Genomic DNA, 20,068 nt, shown 5'->3' with positions numbered 1-20,068 from the left:
CGCGCTCAGCCGAAGATGAACAGGTCCCCGTCGCGATCGAGCAGCAGGGTCTTGGTCCCGGTGCTGAGGATCGCCACCACATGGTCGAGGCTCCCCGTGTCCGGCTGGAAATCCTCCGTCCGGTCCTCATAGGCGGCCGCGCCGTCGATCGTCCCGTTGGCCAGCGCGGCATTGGCGACCGAATAGATGCGCCCGTCGCGCCCGGCGACCAGCATCCGTCCCGCGAGGGACGGCAACGGTCCGCGATAATAAGCGAGTGCCGTCGCCCCGAGCGACTGCTTCGCCGCGCTGCCGCGGGCGATGACCAGTTCAGGATCGTTGAAGGGACCGCCGCCAGCACTCAGCACTTCCGAACCCTCGCGATAGGGCCAGCCAAAATCAACGGTCTGGCCGGGCTGGAGCCGGTTGATCTCGTCGAACCGCGTCGAACCCTGGTCGAGGATGAGGAAGGCGGGAGACTGGCTCGGATCGGGCCCGAGCGCAAACGCCAGCGGGAGCCGAAGCCCGCTTGCACGCCTGACCGGAGGCTGGAACAGCTGGAGGGTGGCGCCGGCATAGGGATCGGCATTGAACGGCAGTTCCAGCAGGCTCCCATAGCGATCGCTGGTCGCGCCCTCCGGCTTGCCGAGGCTGCCCCAGGCGATGCAATTGTTGCCGCTCGGGCAGATCCCGACCGTCGCCCCGACGTCCTCGACCATGTTGTCGTAGGGCAGCGACAGCAGCGGCGGCGACCAGTAGCTGTCGAAGGCGTTGCCGCCCGCCGCCGACAGGGCCCACATGCCCGCCAGTCCGTTCGCGAGCCGGGCGGTCACCAGCATCTGGCCCGAGAAGGCGGTGCGGGCGCTGGCGATCGAGGTGAAGCGACCGCGGGCGCCGTCGTCGGCGGACCATTCCACCACCTGGCTGCGCGCTTCGGTCGCAAGGTCGAAGCGCTGCACCTTATGGGCGGTCAACAGCATCACCTGGCCATTGTCGAGCACGGTCCCGCCCATCCAGCGCTCGCCGATGCTGGCGATGCGGCGAACGGTCACACCTTCGCGGTCGTTCTTCACCTCGATGGTCAGGTTGCCGCTGACGCTGGCCTTGCCGTCGCTGACCGTGACCGTGACAAGGTAGACGTTGTCGCCATTCGCATCGGCGGGCGCCTCGAAGTTCGGCGGGGTGCGGAAAGCCAGTTGCGCGCCGTTGGTGGTGAACTGACCCGAGTCCGGCCCGCCCGTAACGGTGAAGGTCAGGGCATCATTGTCCGCATCGCTCGCCGCGAGCGTCGAGACGACGGTGATGTTCTCGGCAAGGCTGTAATTGCCATTGCCGAACGTTGGCGCCGAGTTGAGACGACCTCCCCCGCCGCCACTCCCGCCGCCGCCGCCGCAGCCGGAAACCAACAGCAGCAGCGCCGCCGCCAACGCACTCTTACGCATACTCGTCCCCCTGAACCGCACCGACGCTAGGGGGTCCGGGAACGAAGCGCAATCAGCCGCTTGCGGCCGCCCTGCACTCCCTGTCAGCCGACCTCGGCTCAGTCGCGCGGCCTCAGCGACGCGCCCGCTTGTTCATCCGCATCTGCTGCTGCTTGCCGAAGCGCGTCTTGCGCGTCCCGGGCTTGCCTTCGGTCGAGTGGCCGACCCGGGGCGCCGCCTTCTGGTGGTCGGGAATGCCAAGCTCGTCCTCTTCCAGCTTGCGGATCTCGTCGCGAAGCCGGGCCGCCTCCTCGAACTCGAGATCGGCCGCAGCCTTGCGCATCCTCTCCTCGAGATCGCTGATGTAGGCGCGCAGATTATGCCCGACGAGGTGCGGCGTGTCGGGATCGCCCGTGTCCACCACCACCCCGTCGCGGGTCGAAACATGGGCGATGATGTCGCTGATGTCGCGCTTGATGGTCGCCGGAGTGATGCCGTGGATGCGGTTATACTCCTCCTGCTTCTCGCGCCGCCGGCTGGTCTCGTTGAGCGCGCGCTCCATCGAGCCCGTGACGCTGTCGGCATAGAGGATGACCCGCCCGTCGACGTTGCGCGCGGCGCGGCCGATCGTTTGGATGAGACTGGTCTCCGACCGGAGGAAGCCTTCCTTGTCCGCATCGAGAATCGCGACCAGCCCGCATTCGGGAATGTCGAGCCCTTCTCGCAGCAGGTTGATCCCGACCAGCACGTCGTAGACCCCGAGCCGCAGGTCGCGGATGAGCTCGATGCGCTCCAGCGTCTCGACGTCCGAGTGCATGTAGCGGACCCTCAGGCCCGCCTCGTGGAGATATTCGGTCAGGTCCTCGGCCATCCGCTTGGTCAGCGTCGTCACCAAGGTGCGATAGCCCGCCTTGGCGGTCTTCTTCGCTTCGGCCACCAGATCGTCGACCTGGTCCTCGACCGGCTTGATCTCGACCGGCGGGTCGATCAGCCCGGTCGGGCGGATCACCTGCTCGCTGAACACGCCGCCCGTCTCGTTCATCTCCCACGGGCCCGGAGTCGCGCTCACGAACACCGACTGCGGGCGCATGGCGTCCCATTCGTTGAAGCGCAGCGGCCGGTTGTCGATACAGCTCGGCAGGCGGAACCCGAACTCCGCCAGCGTGATCTTCCGCCGGTGGTCGCCCCGCGCCATGGCGCCGATCTGCGGCACCGTTTGGTGGCTCTCGTCGATGAACAGCAAGGCATTGTCGGGCAGATATTCGAACAGGGTCGGCGGCGGCTCGCCGGGCAGGCGACCGGTGAGGAAGCGCGAGTAATTCTCGATTCCCGCGCAGCTGCCCGTCGCCGCGATCATCTCCAGGTCGAAGTTGGTGCGCTGCTCGAGCCGCTGCGCCTCGAGGAAGCGCCCCTCGGCATTCAGCTCCTTCAGCCGTTCCTCCAGCTCGTGCCGGATCGCGCCGGTCGCCTGCTTCATCGTCGGACCGGGCGTCACATAGTGGCTGTTGGCGTAGATCTTGATTGACGGGAGGCTCGCCGCCTTCTTGCCGGTCAGCGGGTCGAATTCGACGATTTCCTCGATCTCGTCGCCGAAGAAGCTCACCCGCCAGGCGCTGTCCTCATAGTGCGACGGAAAGATCTCGAGACTGTCCCCACGCACCCGAAAGTTGCCGCGGTTGAACGCCGCGTCGTTGCGCTTGTACTGGAGCGCGACCAGCTTGCGGATGACCTCGCGCTGGTCGGCCATCTCGCCCTTCTTCAGCGAAAAGGTCATGGCCGAATAGGTCTCGACCGACCCGATGCCGTAAAGGCAGCTGACCGAGGCGACGATGATCACGTCGTCCCGCTCCAGCAGCGCGCGCGTCGCCGAATGCCGCATCCGGTCGATCGCCTCGTTCACCGAGCTTTCCTTCTCGATGTAGGTGTCGGTCCGGGGCACATAGGCTTCGGGCTGGTAATAATCGTAGTAGCTGACGAAATATTCGACCGCATTGTCGGGGAAGAAGCTCTTGAACTCCCCGTAGAGCTGCGCCGCCAGGATCTTGTTTGGCGCCAGCACCAGCGCGGGGCGCTGCGTCTGCTGGATGACCTGCGCCATGGTGAAGGTCTTGCCCGAGCCGGTAACTCCGAGCAGCACCTGGCTCTTCTCGCCATTCTCCCGGATGCCCTCGACCAGCTCGCGGATCGCCGCCGGCTGGTCGCCGGCCGGCTCGTAATCGCTCCTGAGCACGAACGGCCGCCCGCCTTCCGCCTTCTCCGGCCGCGCCGGGCGATGGGGAACGAAATCCGCACCGGTCTCCGGTTCGGCGAGGGTCGTGCGGATCTGGATTTCCATCGTGCCGATATGGGGCCAAGCGGCCCCTTGGAAAAGGGAACCGTTCGGCAAGAAATCGCCGCTACATGTTGGCGCCGTGTTCGCGCCGCTTGCCATGTCTGTACCTTCACAGGCTCGCCCACGCCTCCGGTTCACGGGGCTGAGCTGGGGTCATCTCGTCCTGCTGTTCCTCGCCCTTGCCGTCCTGTTCCTTGGCTCGGACGGCCTGTCCGCGCCGATCGCGCTGCGCGACGAGGCGCGCAACGCCAACAATGCGCTCGACATGGCGCTGAGCGGCTTCGGCCTTGTCGTCACCTACGACTTCAGGCCCGACCTGTGGAACACCAAGCCGCCGCTCGCCATCTGGCTGATGAGCGGAAGCCTGCGCCTGTTCGGACCCTCGGAATGGGCGCTTCGCCTGCCGTCGGCGCTGGCCGCGCTCGGGACATTGGCGACCACCCTCTGGTTCGTCCGCAAGGTGACGGGCTCACGCGGGCTGGCGATCGGCAGCGCCATCCTCCTGCTGCTCAGCCCCGGCTTCTTCGGTGAGCATGGCGCGCGCACCGCCGACTTCGACGCCACGCTCCTGTTCTTCGTCACCGCCGGCCTGCAGCTGCTCTATCTCGCGCTGCTCAAGCGACGTCCGTCCTGGCAGCTGCTGCTCGCCAGCGGCGCGCTGGTCGGCCTCGGCGCCCTCACCAAGAGCATCGCCGCCTTCATCCCCGTCACCGGGATCCTGCTGTTCATCCTGCTCGCCGGGCGTTTCGGGCGGGTGCTGTCCCAGTGGCAGCGTTACGCGCTCGCCGCAGCGGCAGCGCTGCTTCCCCTGCTCGCCTTCTACGCCGCACGGGAAGCGGTCGGCCCCGGCTATCTCGCGGCCGTGGCCTACAATGACGTCGTCGGCCGACTGACCGAAAGCCTGATCACCCGCAGCACATGGACCTTCTACTTCGAACATCTCGGCAAGGGCTGGTTCTTCGCCGGCCCCCTGCTCGTCGCCCTTCCACTCGGCCTGCGCGGCCTCAACCGCCGCGAGCGGGTCCTCGCCCTCTACACCGGCTGCATCCTGGTGACGGCGCTACTCGTCTACAGCGTGCCGACCAACCGCGCGATGCAATATGCGCTGCCGCTTTTCCCGTGGCTGGCGATCATTGCGGCCATCGCCCTGAAGCGCCTGCTCGACCGTTACATCGTCGAACCCTGGACCGCCGGAGAGCGCCTTCTACCTGCCGCGCTCGGTCTGGCCCTCTGCCTGATCGGATCGCAGCTGACCGCACGCGCCATGTGGTGGCGCTATGAGGGCTTTCCGGCGCGCCAACATTATGCCCTTGCCACCTACGGCGACCTGTTCGCCGCCCTCGCAGCCCGCGGCGTCCGCGACCTCATCGTCGTCGACCCGGGCACCGTCCGGCAGGAGGAGACCGGCTACGCACCCCTGCTCCGCTGGCACCGGCTGGTCTGGGCTGGCCGCGGCCTCGAGGTGACGCGCCTGCTCGCCGAGCCCGCCTCCTTCGATCGCCCGATTGCCAGTTGCGAGCCGGAGGTGTTCGGCAAGTGGCGCGGCCCGGACGTCGAGCGCGTCGGCCTCTGCGCGGTCCGCTGGCCCACGCGCTGAGACGAGACTGCTCGCCCGATTTCCGCTAGTCTCCGCCCGCCCGGACAGGCAGCAGCGACGAAGGGGACGCGTGCATGGCGGAGACCAGGACCAGGGCGACGGCAGTGAGCGTCGACGACTTCCTCCAGGCGGTCGAGCACCCCGTCCGCGGCGCCGACGGGCAGGCCCTGCGCACCCTGTTCGAGCGCGTGTCGGGCGAGCCCGCGACCATGTGGGGTCCCTCGATCGTCGGCTTCGGCAGCTACCACTACCGCTACGACAGCGGCCACGAAGGCGACGCGCCGAGGATCGCCTTCTCGCCGCGCAAGGGCAATCTGGTCCTCTACCTCGCCGGCTTCGATGGATTGGATGACCTGCTCGCCCGCCTCGGCAAGCACAAGCGCAGCACCGGCTGCGTCTACGTCAACAAGCTGGCCGACATCGACCTGCCGGTCCTTGAGGAGATCGTGGGCAGGAGCTGGGCTGCCCAGCGACCGGGCTGCTGACGCCCACGAACGCTTGCCTGCCCACTGACCTCTGATAAGCTGCAGCCGGTGAAGCGGGGGCTTCACGAGTGACGGCGTGCGCGGAACGGCAGGGGAGCCGGGCAAGCCATGATCTTCAACTCGCTGACATTCGTCCTCTTCTTCGCGGTGGTGCTGGCGCTCCACAACGCGCCGTTCGGCTGGCGGCAGAAGAAGATCAACCTGCTGCTCGCCAGCTACCTGTTCTACGCCGCCTGGAACCCGCCCTTCATCATCCTGCTGTGGGTGTCGACGGTGGTCGACTGGTGGGCCGCGCAGTGGATGGTGCGCGCGAGGACGCAAGGGACCCGCCGGGCGTGGATGATCGTCTCGGTGGTCGTCAACCTCGGCATGCTCAGCTACTTCAAATATGGCGAGTTCCTGCTGCAGAACTTCGTCACCGCGGCGGCCGCCGTCGGAGTGGTCTACCAGCCGCCCGCCTGGGACATCATCCTCCCCGTCGGCATCAGCTTCTATACCTTCGCCACCCTTTCCTACACGCTCGACATCTACCTCCGCCGCGCAGAGCCGGCGACGAACTTCCTCGATTACGCCCTGTTCGTGACCTTCTTCCCCCACCTCGTCGCAGGCCCGATCATGCGCCCGACCGAACTGGTCCCGCAGTTCGAGCAGCCACGCCGCGCCAACGCGCAGATGGTCGCCTTCGGCTTCGCCATGCTGACCATCGGCCTGTTCCAGAAGGTGGTGATCGCCGACGGCCTGCTGGCGCCGGTATCGGAGGGGCTATTCGATCGGCCGGGCGTTCCGCTGACCCTCGACGCCTGGGCCGGCGTGCTCGCCTTCGCCGGGCAGATCTTCTGCGATTTCGCCGGCTATTCGACGTCGGCCATCGGCATTGCGCTGACGTTGGGCTTCGCCATGCCGGACAATTTCCGCTTCCCCTACGGCGCGGTCGGCTTCTCCGACTTCTGGCGACGATGGCACATCACTTTGTCGTCCTGGCTGCGCGACTATCTCTACATCCCGCTCGGCGGCAATCGCCACGGACCGGCGCGCACCTACATGGCGCTGATGGGGACGATGCTGCTGGGCGGCCTGTGGCACGGCGCCGCCTGGACCTTCGTCGTCTGGGGCGGGCTCCACGGCACCTACCTGGCTGTCGAGCGCATGCTGAAGAGCCGTTTCGGCGACTGGAAGCCCAGCAAGGCGCAGTTGTTCGGCCTCGCCTTCCTCACCTTCCTGGCGATCAACGTCACCTGGGTCTTCTTCCGGGCCCAGGACTTCACCACCGCCGGCACCATCCTCGCCAGCATGGCCGGCCATGCTCCCGGCGGCGCGGCGATGATGCCGGGCTTCGACCTTGCCGCCGCCTTCCTCGTGATGGGCGCCATCTTTCTCATTCACTTCTCGATGCGCGACACGACTCTGGAAGCGGTGCTCGAGCGGACCTCGGCCTGGGTGCTGGCACCGGTCCTCGGACTCATGGCCTTCCTCGTCATCATCGAACAGGGGCGCGGCAATGCCTTCATCTACTTCGCCTTCTGAACCGCTGCCGCCGGTCGGCACCATCCACGAGGGCGCCTTGCCCAAGGGCCTGCGCCTGACCGCCAGCGATCGCCCCGGCCAGGCCCAGCCGGTCCCGACCCGCGACGTGCCCGCCCGCCCCTGGCCGCGCATCATGATGGCCGTCGCGATCATGGCCCTGCTGCTCACCGCCGGCTGGGAAGTCTGGGCCCGCTCCTATGGCCTGCGCACCGCCGACATCGGGGACAGCCCGCAGGCCTGGGCCGCAATGCGCTCCTCCATCCGGCCCGACGACCTCGTGATCGTCGGCGACAGCCGGATCCTGTTCGATACCGACCTCGCCCATTTCGAGCGGCTCACCGGGGTCCTCCCGCGCCAGCTCGCCATCCACGGCACCAACGGCCGCAACCTGCTGGAGAACATGGCGGAGGATACCGCCTATCGCGGCCTGCTGATCGTCGGAATGGCCGACACCAGCTACTTCCGCCCCATTGCGGCGGGCGCCGGCGTCGGCGCGCCCTGGATTGATGGTTTCGAGCGCAACCGCGAGCCCAGCCAGATCAGCGGCCTCCTCATCGATCGGTGGCTGCAGCGCCACCTCGCCTTCATGGACGAGGACGTCCGCTTCAGCCGCCTCCTTCCCCGGATTGACCGCGGCTGGCGTCAGGGCACCGACAGCGCCTACGAAGACGTCTGGAAGATCGACGAGAGCTTCGACAATCGCCAGCGCTTCATGTGGGCACCGATCGAGCGACCCGGCTATCTGCAGGGTCAGGCCCGCCACGCCTGGGACGGCTTCAAGGGCAAGCCGATTGCACCCGACAATATCGCTGCCGTCATCGCCAGGAGCCGCTCGGCCGTCGCCCGCATCCGCGGCCGTGGCGGCGAGGTCCTCTTCGTCCGTCCCCCGTCCGCGCCCGAGCTTCGGGTCAACGAGCAGCAGCGCCTGCCCAGGGCGAGGGGCTGGGACGCCCTCCTCGCCGCCGTGCCGGCAAAGGGTATCCACGCCGACGACCTGTCCCGGGCGCAAGATCTCGACCTCCCCGAATACAGCCACCTCAGCCGCACCTGCGCCACGGTCTTCACCGACGCCTACGTCCGCCGGTTGGTGCAGCTGACGAACCGGGTAAGGCTTCGCGCCGACGCGCCGCCGCCGCTATCGACCGCCAACTGCAAGGGCCGGCTCGCCGGGGCACCGCTCCGCCCCTCCTGAGTTCTTGCCCACCGTGGACGATCAACCCTGCTGGCTCTGCGCCAGGCCGCTCGGCCGGCGCGTGGAATATCATCATCCGGTACCCAGGAGCCGCGGGGGGCGGGAGACGCGGCCGGTCCACCCCATCTGCCATCGCGCGCTCCACGCCGCCTTCACCAACAAGGAGCTGCAGGCGATCGGCGACGATCCGGCCACCCTTCGCGGCAAGGCCGCAATTGGCCGCTTCCTCGCCTGGGTCGCCTCCAAGCCGCCCGACTTCCACGCGCCTACCCGCCGCAAGCGCACCGGCTGACCTCTCGACAAGCGCATTGCGCGCCGATGGGCGCACGCTAAGCTGCGCCATGGACGGGGGAGAGGGGACCGGCATGCGGATGCTGATCGTGGCAATGACATCGGCACTGCTCGCGGGTTGCGGCGGCGAAGCGGACGTCAGCGTCACCAATGCCTCGCCAGAAGAAGTCGCGAACAGGCTCGCAGCCTCGGGCGACGGCAATCTCGGGCTCAGGCCCGGCCGCTGGGAAAGCAAGGTCGAGCTGGTCTCGGTCGATGCGCCAGGCCTTCCGCCTGAGGCGCTGGAGACGATGCGCAGCGCCTTTGCCTCCAGCAACGAGAGCGGCGTCGCCAGCTGCCTCACGGCCGAGGAAGCGAAGAAGCCGGCCGCCGACTTCTTCACCGGAAGCGGTGGCAATGAGTGCCGCTACGAAACGTTCGAGCTTGGCGGCGGCAAGCTCGACAGCAAGCTGAACTGCAAGGGCGCGGAGCTGGTCATGAGCGGCACCTACTCGGCCGACGACTTCGCCATGACCATGACGACGAAAACGGAAACGGCGCGCGTCGCGGAAGGGGCGCCCCAAATGAATTTGACCATGCAGGTCAAGGCTAGCCGAACCGGCGATTGCGACGGCACCGAAAATGCCTGACCGGCCGACCAGACCAACAGGGGAGAACATCACGTGAAGCGTTATCTGCTCGTGCTTGCCGCAGGCACCGCCATCGCCGCCTGCAGCCAGGAGGCCGAAGCCCCCAAGCAGGCGGCTATTCCCGCATCATTGCCGGCCGGCGAATATGAGGTGACGGCGACCGTCACGTCGCTGGCCTCGACCGACAAGACCCCGCTTCCGACCTTCACCAAGGAAGGCGACAGGAAGACCACGCGCGGCTGCGTCGGCGCCGACGGCCTGCCCGCCGCGGAGCTGCTCGCCGCCAAGGGTGACACCTGCCAGCTCCAGAACCCCTATGCCCGCTCGGGCCGAATGAACGTCACCCTCGACTGCGACCGGACCGGCCAAGGCAAGGTGATGGCCGTGCTCGACGGCAAGTACACGGCCGACGGCTTCACCGGCACCGTTACCTCGACCAGCGCCTTCCCGGGGCCCGGCGACTACAAGCTGGTCGAGGAGATCAGCGCTCGCAAGGTCGCCGACCAGTGCACGGCCGCGCCGACGTCGGCCGCCGCCTAAGCCAGTTCCTGAGGCAAGGATCCGCTGCCTGCCGCGTCAATCCGGCAGGCAGCGGATCACCCGTTCTTCAATGGGCGGCAGCCGTCTTGGTGACCGGTTCCGGCATCAGCGAGCTGTGCAGGTGGTCGATCCGCCATTGACCGCCTTCGTGGCGATAGATGAACGAGTAGCGGGCGGCGGCCTGCGACTTGGCGCCGCTCTTGGGATCGGTCAGGGTCCAGGTCCAGGTACCCACCCGCTCGGCCATGTTGCAGCCGATCCGGACGGTGCTGCTGTCCACTCGCACGACCGGCGACTTGGCGAGGAAATGCACGAAATAGTCGCGGACCTCGCTCGGATTGGTGCGGAGCGTGTTGGACAGCGTCGGCAGCAGGACCGCGTCGGCAGCGAACAGGGCCGTCACCTTGTCCGGATCGTTGGTCTTCAGCGCGCCCGCAAAGCGGTCGATCTGCCCTTCGATCTCGATCCGGCTTGCAGCCGCGCAGCCCGGCACAGAAGCATTGGACGCGAGCGCCGGACCGGTCGCTGCGGCGAAGGCCGCAATGGCAAGAAAAGTCAGCTTCATCGGCAATCCTTTCGTGATTGGAAGAGGGCCGCCGCCACAGCGGCAGCGCCCCTCCTCTCTTCACTTCTAGGATGCGGGACGGGCCGACCGGTTCGCGGCCCCGCATCTCCGCCGTCCCGGCCGGCCGTTCGGGCTTCCGGCCCCTGAAAGTTCACAAGGCCTTGCCGCCGGTGAGTTCGTCGATGTGGCGCTTCGCGGCGTCCGGCCCTTCGGCAGCGGGCCAGTCCGGCTCCTCCTGCCCGCGCGTCTTCCACAGCGAATAGATGACGCCGCCGGCGATCAGCCCCGCCGTGATGCCGAGGCTCAGAACCGGCGGGAACTTGTCCCCGCCCAGCACGAAGTCGGCGATGAAGATCTTCGAGCCGATGAACACCAGCACCAGCGCCAGGGCGTATTTCAGATAATGGAAGCGGTGCACCATCGCCGCCAGCGCGAAGTAGAGCGCGCGCAGGCCGAGGATGGCCATGATGTTCGACGTGTAGACGATGAACGTGTCGGTGGTGATGGCGAACACCGCCGGCACGCTGTCGACCGCGAACACCAGGTCGGCGAGGTTGATGACCACCAGCGCCAGGAACAATGGCGTCGCCGCCCACACCAGCTTGCCGGTCCTGCTGTCCGCCACCTTCACGAAGAAATGCTGGTCGTGCAGCTCCTTCGTCACCCGCATGTGGCGGCTGATGAAGCGGACCACGGGATTGTGCTCGATGTCCATCGGCTTGTCGCCGGCGAACAGCATCTTGATGCCGGTCGCGACGAGGAAGGCGGCGAAGATGTAGAGCACCCACTCATATTGCTGCACCACCGCGGCGCCGAGGCCGATCATGATGCCGCGCAGGACGATCACCGCCATGATGCCCCACAGGAGCGCGCGATACTGGTACTTGGGCGGAATCGCGAAGTAGGTGAAGATCAGGCTGATGACGAAGACATTGTCGATCGACAGCGCCTTCTCGATGAAGAAGGCGGTGTAATATTTCATCGTCAGGTCGGCGCCGACCTCGGGACCCAACGCACCGGTCTTCTGGAAATAGACCCACACGCCGAACGCCAGCGCGAGGCTGATGTAGAAGGCGGACAGCTTGAGGCTCTCGCCGATCCCCATCTCCTTGTCCTCCTTGTGGAGGATGCCGAGATCGAAGGCGGTCAGGCCGACGACGATGCCAATGAACGACAGCCAGAACCAGACGGGCGTGCCCAGCCAGTCGTTGAAGAGGAATTCCATTGGGCGGCTCCTGTTAAGAGGCGGGAGCCGCCCGGTGACGGCTCAGAGGTTGAAGGTGAGCCCCAGCGTCGGCGCATGGCCGACCCGGTCGGGCGCGTTCTCGCGAATGTTCTGCTGGCGCGTGTAGCCGACCGACAGGTCGAGCTTGCCGATGCTCCGCTCCATGCCGAGGAAGGTGCGCAACCCGGTCAGCCCGGTCTGTCCGCCGTTGCTCGTCGCACGAAGCGTCAGGAAGCCCTCGGCAGTGGCGACGAACTCCCAGCCACCATCCTCGCGGCTCAGCGGAACGCCGACTCCGACGCGCTGGCGCAGCCGCCAGCCGGTCTTGTCCGCGCCGTCGATGAAGCGCTGCTCCAGCCGGGTCCGCCCCTTCAGGCCTGCGATCCCCAGCGGGTAGCTCGCCTGCTGCATCAGGCGGGTTTCCTTTGTGCTGCCTTCCTTCGAGCGGTGGATGCCACCGGTCAGCGTGGTCTTGCCGACCTTGGTGCCCAGCCACACGCGATAGGTCTGGTTGTCCCCGATCGGATTGCTGCTCCCGCGCGCCCGCTGCTGGGTTTCGAACTCGACGAAGCTCTTCTTGTCGAGCTTGGCCACGACCGAGCCCTCGAACCAGCCTTCGAGCCGGTTCTCCTCCGCCATCGCCGGCGTGGCGAAGGTAGCGGCGAGCGCCGCCACGAGCAGTCTTGTCTTCATCGGAGATGCTTCCCTGCCTTCTCGGGCAAGCCGGAAGAGGCCAGCCGCGCGCGTCCATTGTCGCAGCAATGTGACAAAACAGGGACATTTCGGAAAGCGATGGCTGGACCATGACGGGGGCCTCAGGCCGTCGCCTGGTGGGCCTGCAGCCGGCTCATCAGGTCCTTCACCCTGAGCTTCAGCTTCTTGAGCTGGCGCGTGCGAAGGGGATCGGGACGTCGGCGCTGCATCTCGTCGCCAAGGGCGCGATCGATGCGCTGGTGGGTCTCCATCAGGCGAAACAGGCGGGCGTTCATGGGTAAGCTCCTCGAGGCTCGGGTTCAGCCAATCGGAGCATCGTCAGTGACGGGAGCGCTTGCGCGAGCGCCGGGCCGGTTCACATCGGAAACTCCGATGCGGTCCGACATCACGCCTCCGTCCGGTCAACTCTGTGCCGGTCGGGGGGCGCCAGAGGGGCCCGGTCCGCTGCTCCTTGATAAGGGGGGAGGGTCACGAATTCAAGAATGGCAGATCAGGCAGGGACTGATCGGCGTGCGGTCGAGAGGGGGGAGCCCGCGCCCCGACGGCAGGCCGCTGCTTGGAGACATTCCCGCGAGCGGGCGATATGCACAACCGGTGGCCCGGCTGCTCCTGTTCAACAAACCCTTCGGGGTCCTGTCGCAATTTACCGACCGCAGATCGCCGACGGTTCGCTCGACCTTGTCGGACTTCATCACGGTGAAGGGCGTCTATCCCGCTGGAAGGCTCGATCGCGACAGTGAGGGGCTATTGCTGCTATGCGACGACGGGCGGCTTCAGGCGCGGATTGCCGATCCGCGTTTCAAGCTTCCCAAATCCTACCTCGTGCAGGTCGAAGGCGAGCCGCGGGAACAGGAGCTGGAGCGCTTGCGCGAGGGCGTCCAGCTCAAGGACGGACTGACCCTGCCGGCCGATGTCGCCCGCATCGACGAGCCACCCCTGTGGCCGCGCGATCCGCCGATCCGCCAGCGCAGGTCGATCCCCGACAGCTGGCTCAGGATCACCATCCGCGAGGGACGCAACCGACAGGTGCGCCGGATGACGGCGGCGGTTGGGCTACCAACGCTCAGGCTGGTCCGCTGGTCGGTCGGCAACTGGTCGGTCGCGGAAATTGCGCCGGGCCGCTATGAGGAAGTTCCTGTCTAGACGAGGTCGGCAGCCCGTCTATCGACAGGTCGTCGGAAGATCTGGACCCCCATGAATTATCGTCATTCCTTCCATGCTGGAAACAGCGCCGATGTCGTCAAGCACAGCCTGCTGATCGCCCTCGTCCGTGCCTTGCAGCAGAAGCCGGGCGCGCTGACCCTGATCGATGCCCATGCCGGCTGCGGATTGTACGACCTCGACGGCGAACAGGCTCAGCGCACCGGCGAGGCCGCTGAGGGCGTGCGGCGGGCCCTTGCCGATCCGAACCCCCTGCTGGACGACTATCGCGCGGCCGTGGCGGCGGTGAACACGGGGACCGACAGGCACCTCTATCCTGGCTCGCCGCGCGTCCTCTCACAGCTGTTGCGGCCGCAGGACCTCCTCATCCTCAACGAGAAGCATCCCGAGGATGCCATGGCCCTGCGCAGCGCGATGCGCGGCACGCCTGCCGCCGTGCATGAACGCGACGCTTACGAGCTGTGGCTGGCGATGCTGCCGACGAAAACGCCGCGCGGGGTCGTGGTGGTCGACCCGCCGTACGAACAGACCGACGAACGCGCTCGCGTCACTGCCACGCTGGCCGCCGCCAACCGCAAATGGGCACATGGCGTGAGCGTGATCTGGTATCCGCTGAAGGACCGCGACACCCATGTGCGCTGGAAGCAGCAGCTGCGCAGGCTCGGAATCCCGAAGATGCTGACGATCGAGCATTGGCTGTACGATTACGAACAGCCCGGCATCTACAACGGCGCGGGCCTCTTCATCGTCAACCCGCCTTACGCCTTCTCGCAGGGCCTGCCCGACATGCTGGAAGCCCTGCGCGCCGCGCTCGCCCCCGAAGGACATCGGGGCCATCTCACGGCTGACTGGTTGAGCGCCTAATCTCCGCCGTTACTGTCCGCCAAGGATCAGCACGGCTTTCCTGCCGACGACCCTGGCAGTTGCGCATGAAGGCAATGCAGCTACGCCGTCGTGCTGCGTCCCCGTTGCCACACAATCCACCGCATTTTCGCTTTCCCCGGCATTTTCCCGCTTGCGCTGAATCGCGGGTCAAAGCACAAGATGTTGTAGCGGCATCGGGGGACCAACGCACAAACTTGTGGTTGGCGCTGGGGATAACTATATCTCTGGCGAGGGAGAGACGCGTCCCTGTGGATAGCGGGGATGAACCCTCTCCAACCTCTCGAGGCCCTAGCGAATCACGGCCGTCGGGCGTATCCCGGCACCGTGAACGGATCGGGAACAAGGAGCGGCGCAATCGGCCGCCAGGAGGAAATGACCATGGACTTCTCGAGCGGCAGCGAGGTCGGCAGCGCCGACGTCACCACCCCGCCCCAGGCCTCTAAGGAGGAGTCGGCGAAGAAGGACAGCAAGACGGTCGACGCCCGGCGCTTCTCGGTGACCACCGATTCGAGCCGCGACGCGCTCCTCACCGACTTCGGCAAGGAGACGCTGAACGACCGCTACCTCCTGCCCGGCGAAAGCTACCAGGACCTGTTCGCCCGCGTCGCCGCCGCCTATGCCGACGACGAGGCGCATGCCCAGCGCGTCTACGACTATATCTCCAAGCTGTGGTTCATGCCGGCGACCCCGGTCCTGTCCAATGGCGGCACCGGTCGCGGCCTGCCGATCAGCTGCTATCTGAACTCGGTCAGCGACAGCCTCGACGGCATCGTCAATACCTGGAACGAGAATGTCTGGCTCGCGTCCAAGGGCGGCGGCATCGGCACCTATTGGGGCAATGTCCGCGGCATCGGTGAGCCGGTCGGCCTCAACGGCAAGACCAGCGGCATCATCCCCTTCGTGCGGGTGATGGACTCGCTGACCCTCGCCATCAGCCAGGGCTCGCTCCGCCGCGGCTCGGCCGCCTGCTACCTCGACATCTCGCACCCCGAAATCGAGGAGTTCCTCGAGATCCGGAAGCCCTCGGGCGACTTCAACCGCAAGGCGCTGAACCTGCACCATGGCGTGCTGGTCACCGACGAGTTCATGGAAGCGGTGCGCGACGGCGCCGAGTTCACGCTCCGCAGCCCCCGCGACCAGAGCCCGCGCGGCACGGTCGACGCCCGCTCGCTGTTCCAGAAGCTGGTCGAGACCCGCCTTGCGACCGGCGAGCCCTACATCATCTTCATCGACCAGGTGAACCGGTCGATGCCCAAGCATCACCGCGATCTCGGCCTCAAGGTGTCGACCTCGAACCTCTGCTCCGAGATCACCCTGCCGACCGGCAAGGACCATCTCGGCGCCGACCGCACCGCGGTCTGCTGCCTGTCGTCCCTCAACCTCGAAACCTGGGACCAGTGGAACGGCGACAAGTCGTTCATCGAGGACGTCATGCGCTTCCTCGACAATGTCCTCACCGACTATATCGACCGCGCGCCGGACGAGATGGCGCGGGCCAAGTACAGCGCGGAGCGCGAGCGCTCGGTCGGTCTCGGCGTGATGGGCTTCCACTCCTTCCTCCAGGCCCGCGGCCTGCCGTTCGAAGGCGCCATGGCCAAAAGCTGGAACCTCAAGATCTTCAAGCACATCAAGGCGCAGGTCGACGAAGCCTCGCTCCAGCTGGCAGTCGAGCGCGGGCCGTGCCCGGACGCCGCCGACATGGGCGTGATGGAGCGCTTTTCCTGCAAGATGGCGATCGCGCCGACCGCGTCCATCTCGATCATCTGCGGCGGCACCTCGGCCTGCATCGAACCGATCCCGGCCAACGTCTATACCCACAAGACGTTGTCCGGCAGCTTCTCGATCCGCAATCCGTACCTGGAGAAGCTCCTCACCGAGAAGTCGAAGAACTCCGACGCGGTGTGGAATTCGATTCTCGAGCAGGGTGGCAGCGTCGCCCACCTCGACTTCCTCTCCGAGGATGAGAAGGCGACCTTCAAGACCAGCTTCGAGATCGACCAGCGCTGGCTGATCGAGCTCGCCGCCGACCGCACGCCCTACATCGACCAGGCCACCTCGCTGAACCTGTTCATCCCGGCCGACGTCGACAAGTGGGACCTGATGATGCTCCACTTCCGCGCCTGGGAGCTCGGCATCAAGTCGCTCTACTATCTCCGCTCCAAGTCCGTGCAGCGCGCGGGCTTCGCCGGCGGGGTGGAGGCCGACAACACCGCCGAAGCGCCCAAGTACGAGCTCGCCGCCAGCACCGACTATGACGAGTGCCTGGCCTGCCAGTGATCCGCTGAGCCCCCTCCCGCCGCGCGGGAGGGGCGGGCGCGAGGAGCCGGCGGCGGCAGGGCTCGCGGCCCTGCCGCCGCCACCGGAAGGAGGATTGACGCCATGCTGAAGATTGCCGTCATCGTCATCGCCGTCCTGGTGATCTTCTGGGCGCTGCGCTCGCTTCAGCGGAAGGGCGGGCGATGAGCTTCGCCAGCCCCGTCCTCGCCCCGCCGCCCTCCTTCGCGGTGATCGTCGTCGTCGGCGCCTTCGTGGCGAAGAAGGGCGGAGGCGTGCGTTGATCCCCCATGAACCTGCTCTTCGTCATCCTCGGCGGCCTCAGCGCCCTCTTCGGCCTCCTCACCCTCATCGCCGCCTTGCGGGGGCGCCCGGGGGAGAGCCGCAAGTCCACCGCCCAGCTCATCGGCGGCATGATGCTGCTCGCCTTCGGCCTGGTCCTGGGCGGCTTCGCCATCGCCTATGCGACGACCGAACCCTACGACTTCAGCAACGGGGCGAGCCCATGATCACGCCATCCATCCGCAGGAGACGCGCCGCATGAAACCGGAACTCATCCTCGCCCTATCGGCCCCGACCGCGGCCGTCGCCATCCCCGTCCCCAAGCGCCGCCCCCGCGACGCCGCCGCCGCTTCCACCGACACCAGCCCCAAGGACTAGCCCCATGCCCCTCCTCCAAGCCAACAAGGCCTACAAGCCCTTCGAATATCCCTGGGCGTTCGAATTCTGGAAGCGCCAGCAGCAGATCCACTGGATGCCGGAGGAAGTGCCTTTGGGCGAGGATTGCCGCGACTGGGCGCAGAAGCTCACCCCGCACGAGCGCAACCTCCTCACCCAGATCTTCCGCTTCTTCACCCAGGCCGACGTCGAGGTGCAGGATTGCTACCACGACAAGTACGGCTCGGTGTTCAAGCCGACCGAGATCAAGATGATGCTGACCGCCTTCTCCAACATGGAGACGGTGCACATCGCCGCTTACTCGCACCTGCTCGACACCATCGGCATGCCCGAGAGCGAATATAGCGCCTTCCTCCAGTACAAGGAGATGAAGGACAAGCACGACTATCTGAACACCTTCGGCGTCGACACCGATGCCGACATCGCCAAGACGCTGGCCATGTTCGGCGCCTTCACCGAGGGGCTGCAGCTGTTCGCCAGCTTCGCCATGCTGATGAACTTCCCGCGCTTCAACAAGATGAAGGGCATGGGCCAGATCGTCAGCTGGTCGGTCCGCGACGAAAGCCTCCACTGCGAGGGCATCATCAAGCTCTTCCACGCCTTCGTGAAGGAGCGCGACTGCCTCACCGCCGAGGTCAAGGATTCGATCATCGATCAGTGCCAGAAGACCGTCCGCCTCGAGGACGCCTTCATCGACCTCGCCTTCGAACAGGGCCCGGTCGAGGGCATGACGCCCAAGTCGATCAAGAAGTACATCCGCTACATCGCCGACTGGCGCTTGGGCCAGCTTGGCTTCCAGCCCATCTACATGGTCGACGAACACCCCCTCCCCTGGCTCGCCCCGCTCCTCAACGGCGTCGAGCACGCCAACTTCTTCGAAACCCGCGCGACGGAATATTCGAAGGCAGCGACCAAGGGGAACTGGAACGAGGTGTGGGACAATTTCGACCGCCGCCAGAAGGCCAAGGTCGCGAACGACGCGCCGGAGGCCGAGGCCGAAGGTGGGTTGTTCGATGCTGCCGGGGTGGCGGCGGAGTGACCTGTAGGACCTGAAAGGTCGAACATAGCGCCAAGGGACCGCTCCTCCTCCGGAGCGGTCCCAATTGGCCATGCGGGTGAGACCTGGCGAAGGCGAGGATCAAGGAGCCTGCGATCTGTAGCACCGGGCTAGTCGCTCCTTAGACGTAATTCAGCGCCCGCAAGCTCGTAATGTCCGTGCCGGTCACGATCAGGTGATCGTGCAGCACGATTTCGAAAATCCTCGCGCAGTCAGCAACCTGCCGCGTGGCACGCAGGTCCGCTGCGCTCGGCCGACCGTCGCCCGACGGATGATTGTGCGCCAGCACCAATCCCCTTGAACCCCGCTCCAGCGCCCGCAAGATGATGCGGCGGCAATCGATGGGCACGGCATCGACGCGTCCTTCGGCGAGCACGTCATGACAGATGATCCGACGGCGGCCATCCACGTGCAGCACGATCAGCACCTCGATCGGGCGAAAGCCGATGCAACGCGCCAGGAACGCCGCCACTTCCCCTTGGCTGGAGAGGAGCGGACGCTCGACTAGGGCCTCTGCCAATAGATCGACGTGGAGCTTTTGCGCTGCCTTGAGCATGCGCGCAGCCTTTGCTCCCACTACCGCCTTCAGCGCCAGAGGCTCGGCATCCAGCGCTGCCGCCAGACTTCCGAACGCGGCCCGGATTTGCTCCGATGACCGGGTTGCTCTGGCGAGGCCGACCTCGTTCAGGAATGTCTCCAGTCCGGTACTGGTACACCGGCGGTCAGGCGCCGACGGTAGGCGACCGTACCGCCTAGCAACAGCCCCACCATCGGCCACGACCAGATCATCGCCAAAAAGGCGTAGCTGGTTGGGATGATGTTTGGCTGGATCGCGCGCACGATGTGCGCCAGCACCGCAATCCATTGGCACGCGCTGGCTGCGATCAACCAGAGCCGGTTGGCACGCACCGTAAGCGCCGTCAGCGCCAGCGCCATCGCCACATCCACGGTCAGCAGCGGAGTTGCCAGGTCGCGGAATCCGCGCCCCGGTGCTGCGTCGCTTCCCGCCATGGATGAGGCGATGGTCGCGGCCAGGTAGATGGCGGCCGCCAGCCGCTCGGGTCCCCCACCCTTCCAAGCCGCAAAGCTGAGCGAGAAGACCAGCAAGCCAAGGAAGAAGAAGACCGGGTTCATATCCAGATGCTGGCGGCCGCACACTCATGCTGCAAGCCGCTTACGCGACGTTCGCGACATTCGAGGGTAGCTCGCCCGTGTTCGGCGGGCACTCCCAAAGGTTGCCGAATGAAACCGCCCGAAGGCCGATTTCGACCTGGGTAGCGCGGAACGCGGCATGGGCCGCACACAATTCCTCCCGGGCCTCCACTAGGCGCAGGCTTGCCCGTGATACGTGGGCCAGGCCTTCCTGCCCGGCTGTCAGCGGGAGATGGGCGCTGCGCCGGCCTTCGACCACTGCGATCGCAAGCTTGGCGGCATGCACGATCGCATTGTCCACATCTGCTTCGGCAGGCGCCAGTTCGTTATAGACCGCCTTGGCAGCGGCCAGTCGGTTGTTCAACAT

21 protein-coding genes are annotated in these 20,068 nt (G+C 66.4%); 12 read left to right on the top strand and 9 right to left on the bottom strand.

The window, feature by feature from the left end:
* Positions 1-5: 5 nt before the first annotated feature.
* Entirely contained in the window at positions 6-1,421 is a 1,416-nt protein-coding gene (locus JOY29_RS10555) for a hypothetical protein (RefSeq protein ID WP_300973492.1), read from the bottom strand.
* A 112-nt stretch (positions 1,422-1,533) separates the two neighbouring features.
* Entirely contained in the window at positions 1,534-3,735 is a 2,202-nt protein-coding gene (uvrB, locus tag JOY29_RS10550; RefSeq protein ID WP_300973491.1) for an excinuclease ABC subunit UvrB, read from the bottom strand.
* A gap of 94 nt (positions 3,736-3,829) precedes the next feature.
* Here uvrB and JOY29_RS10545 point away from each other — a divergent pair, with 94 nt between their 5' ends.
* The 7 genes from JOY29_RS10545 to JOY29_RS10515 all read left to right on the top strand — a co-directional run bounded on the left by JOY29_RS10545 (position 3,830) and on the right by JOY29_RS10515 (position 9,990).
* A complete protein-coding gene (locus JOY29_RS10545) occupies positions 3,830-5,329 on the top strand; it encodes a glycosyltransferase family 39 protein (RefSeq protein WP_300973490.1) in 1,500 nt (499 codons plus the stop codon).
* A 74-nt stretch (positions 5,330-5,403) separates the two neighbouring features.
* On the top strand, positions 5,404-5,814 hold the full coding sequence (locus tag JOY29_RS10540; RefSeq protein ID WP_300973489.1) for a DUF1801 domain-containing protein: 411 nt from the start codon (positions 5,404-5,406) through the stop codon (positions 5,812-5,814).
* Positions 5,815-5,922: 108 nt separating this feature from the next.
* Positions 5,923-7,338: an MBOAT family protein gene (locus tag JOY29_RS10535; protein WP_300973488.1), complete on the top strand. Its 1,416-nt coding sequence runs from the start codon at positions 5,923-5,925 to the stop codon at positions 7,336-7,338.
* Positions 7,313-8,530 (top strand): hypothetical protein, encoded by a 1,218-nt coding sequence (locus JOY29_RS10530; protein WP_300973487.1) that lies wholly within the window; start codon positions 7,313-7,315, stop codon positions 8,528-8,530. The genes JOY29_RS10535 and JOY29_RS10530 overlap by 26 nt, the downstream gene beginning before the upstream one ends.
* A gap of 13 nt (positions 8,531-8,543) precedes the next feature.
* A complete protein-coding gene (locus JOY29_RS10525; protein ID WP_300973486.1) occupies positions 8,544-8,822 on the top strand; it encodes an HNH endonuclease in 279 nt (92 codons plus the stop codon).
* 73 nt (positions 8,823-8,895) lie between these two features.
* Positions 8,896-9,450, top strand: a complete 555-nt coding sequence (locus JOY29_RS10520; RefSeq protein WP_300973485.1) for a DUF3617 domain-containing protein — start codon at positions 8,896-8,898, stop codon at positions 9,448-9,450.
* Positions 9,451-9,483: 33 nt separating this feature from the next.
* Positions 9,484-9,990: a DUF3617 family protein gene (locus JOY29_RS10515; RefSeq protein ID WP_300973484.1), complete on the top strand. Its 507-nt coding sequence runs from the start codon at positions 9,484-9,486 to the stop codon at positions 9,988-9,990.
* A 67-nt stretch (positions 9,991-10,057) separates the two neighbouring features.
* Here the strand turns inward: JOY29_RS10515 and JOY29_RS10510 are convergent, their stop codons facing one another.
* The 4 genes from JOY29_RS10510 to JOY29_RS10495 all read right to left on the bottom strand — a co-directional run bounded on the left by JOY29_RS10510 (position 10,058) and on the right by JOY29_RS10495 (position 12,769).
* Positions 10,058-10,555: an SgcJ/EcaC family oxidoreductase gene (locus JOY29_RS10510; protein ID WP_300973483.1), complete on the bottom strand. Its 498-nt coding sequence runs from the start codon at positions 10,553-10,555 to the stop codon at positions 10,058-10,060.
* A 151-nt stretch (positions 10,556-10,706) separates the two neighbouring features.
* Positions 10,707-11,780 carry a TerC family protein gene (locus tag JOY29_RS10505; protein WP_300973482.1) on the bottom strand — a complete coding sequence of 358 codons (1,074 nt, stop codon included), beginning with the start codon at positions 11,778-11,780 and terminating at the stop codon, positions 10,707-10,709.
* 42 nt (positions 11,781-11,822) lie between these two features.
* Complete coding sequence (locus JOY29_RS10500; RefSeq protein WP_300973481.1) at positions 11,823-12,473, bottom strand: DUF2490 domain-containing protein; 651 nt, start codon at positions 12,471-12,473, stop codon at positions 11,823-11,825.
* 122 nt (positions 12,474-12,595) lie between these two features.
* The gene (locus tag JOY29_RS10495; RefSeq protein ID WP_300973480.1) at positions 12,596-12,769 is read right to left on the bottom strand and encodes a YdcH family protein; all 174 of its coding nucleotides are present in this window, start codon (positions 12,767-12,769) and stop codon (positions 12,596-12,598) included.
* A 319-nt stretch (positions 12,770-13,088) separates the two neighbouring features.
* Between JOY29_RS10495 and JOY29_RS10490 the strand changes: the two genes are divergently transcribed.
* The 5 genes from JOY29_RS10490 to JOY29_RS10470 all read left to right on the top strand — a co-directional run bounded on the left by JOY29_RS10490 (position 13,089) and on the right by JOY29_RS10470 (position 18,531).
* Positions 13,089-13,637 (top strand): pseudouridine synthase, encoded by a 549-nt coding sequence (locus tag JOY29_RS10490; protein ID WP_300973479.1) that lies wholly within the window; start codon positions 13,089-13,091, stop codon positions 13,635-13,637.
* A gap of 51 nt (positions 13,638-13,688) precedes the next feature.
* Complete coding sequence (locus tag JOY29_RS10485) at positions 13,689-14,519, top strand: 23S rRNA (adenine(2030)-N(6))-methyltransferase RlmJ (protein WP_300973478.1); 831 nt, start codon at positions 13,689-13,691, stop codon at positions 14,517-14,519.
* 399 nt (positions 14,520-14,918) lie between these two features.
* Complete coding sequence (locus JOY29_RS10480; RefSeq protein ID WP_300975526.1) at positions 14,919-16,817, top strand: ribonucleoside-diphosphate reductase subunit alpha; 1,899 nt, start codon at positions 14,919-14,921, stop codon at positions 16,815-16,817.
* A gap of 287 nt (positions 16,818-17,104) precedes the next feature.
* On the top strand, positions 17,105-17,323 hold the full coding sequence (locus JOY29_RS10475) for a hypothetical protein (RefSeq protein WP_300973477.1): 219 nt from the start codon (positions 17,105-17,107) through the stop codon (positions 17,321-17,323).
* Between the two features lie 155 nt (positions 17,324-17,478).
* A complete protein-coding gene (locus JOY29_RS10470) occupies positions 17,479-18,531 on the top strand; it encodes a ribonucleotide-diphosphate reductase subunit beta (RefSeq protein ID WP_300973476.1) in 1,053 nt (350 codons plus the stop codon).
* A gap of 139 nt (positions 18,532-18,670) precedes the next feature.
* Here the strand turns inward: JOY29_RS10470 and JOY29_RS10465 are convergent, their stop codons facing one another.
* The 3 genes from JOY29_RS10465 to JOY29_RS10455 form a co-directional block, all read right to left on the bottom strand.
* Entirely contained in the window at positions 18,671-19,105 is a 435-nt protein-coding gene (locus JOY29_RS10465; protein ID WP_300973475.1) for a JAB domain-containing protein, read from the bottom strand.
* 128 nt (positions 19,106-19,233) lie between these two features.
* Positions 19,234-19,683 carry a hypothetical protein gene (locus JOY29_RS10460; RefSeq protein ID WP_300973474.1) on the bottom strand — a complete coding sequence of 150 codons (450 nt, stop codon included), beginning with the start codon at positions 19,681-19,683 and terminating at the stop codon, positions 19,234-19,236.
* A 40-nt stretch (positions 19,684-19,723) separates the two neighbouring features.
* Positions 19,724-20,068, bottom strand: coding sequence for a hypothetical protein (locus JOY29_RS10455; RefSeq protein WP_300973473.1), 345 nt, complete (start codon positions 20,066-20,068; stop codon positions 19,724-19,726).

It is taken from the genome of Sphingomonas sp. LHG3406-1, assembly GCF_029637485.1.
Classification (GTDB): domain Bacteria; phylum Pseudomonadota; class Alphaproteobacteria; order Sphingomonadales; family Sphingomonadaceae; genus Sphingomicrobium.
Note: the sequence above shows the minus strand (reverse complement) of the source record. Positions and strands in the feature narration are given on the sequence as shown.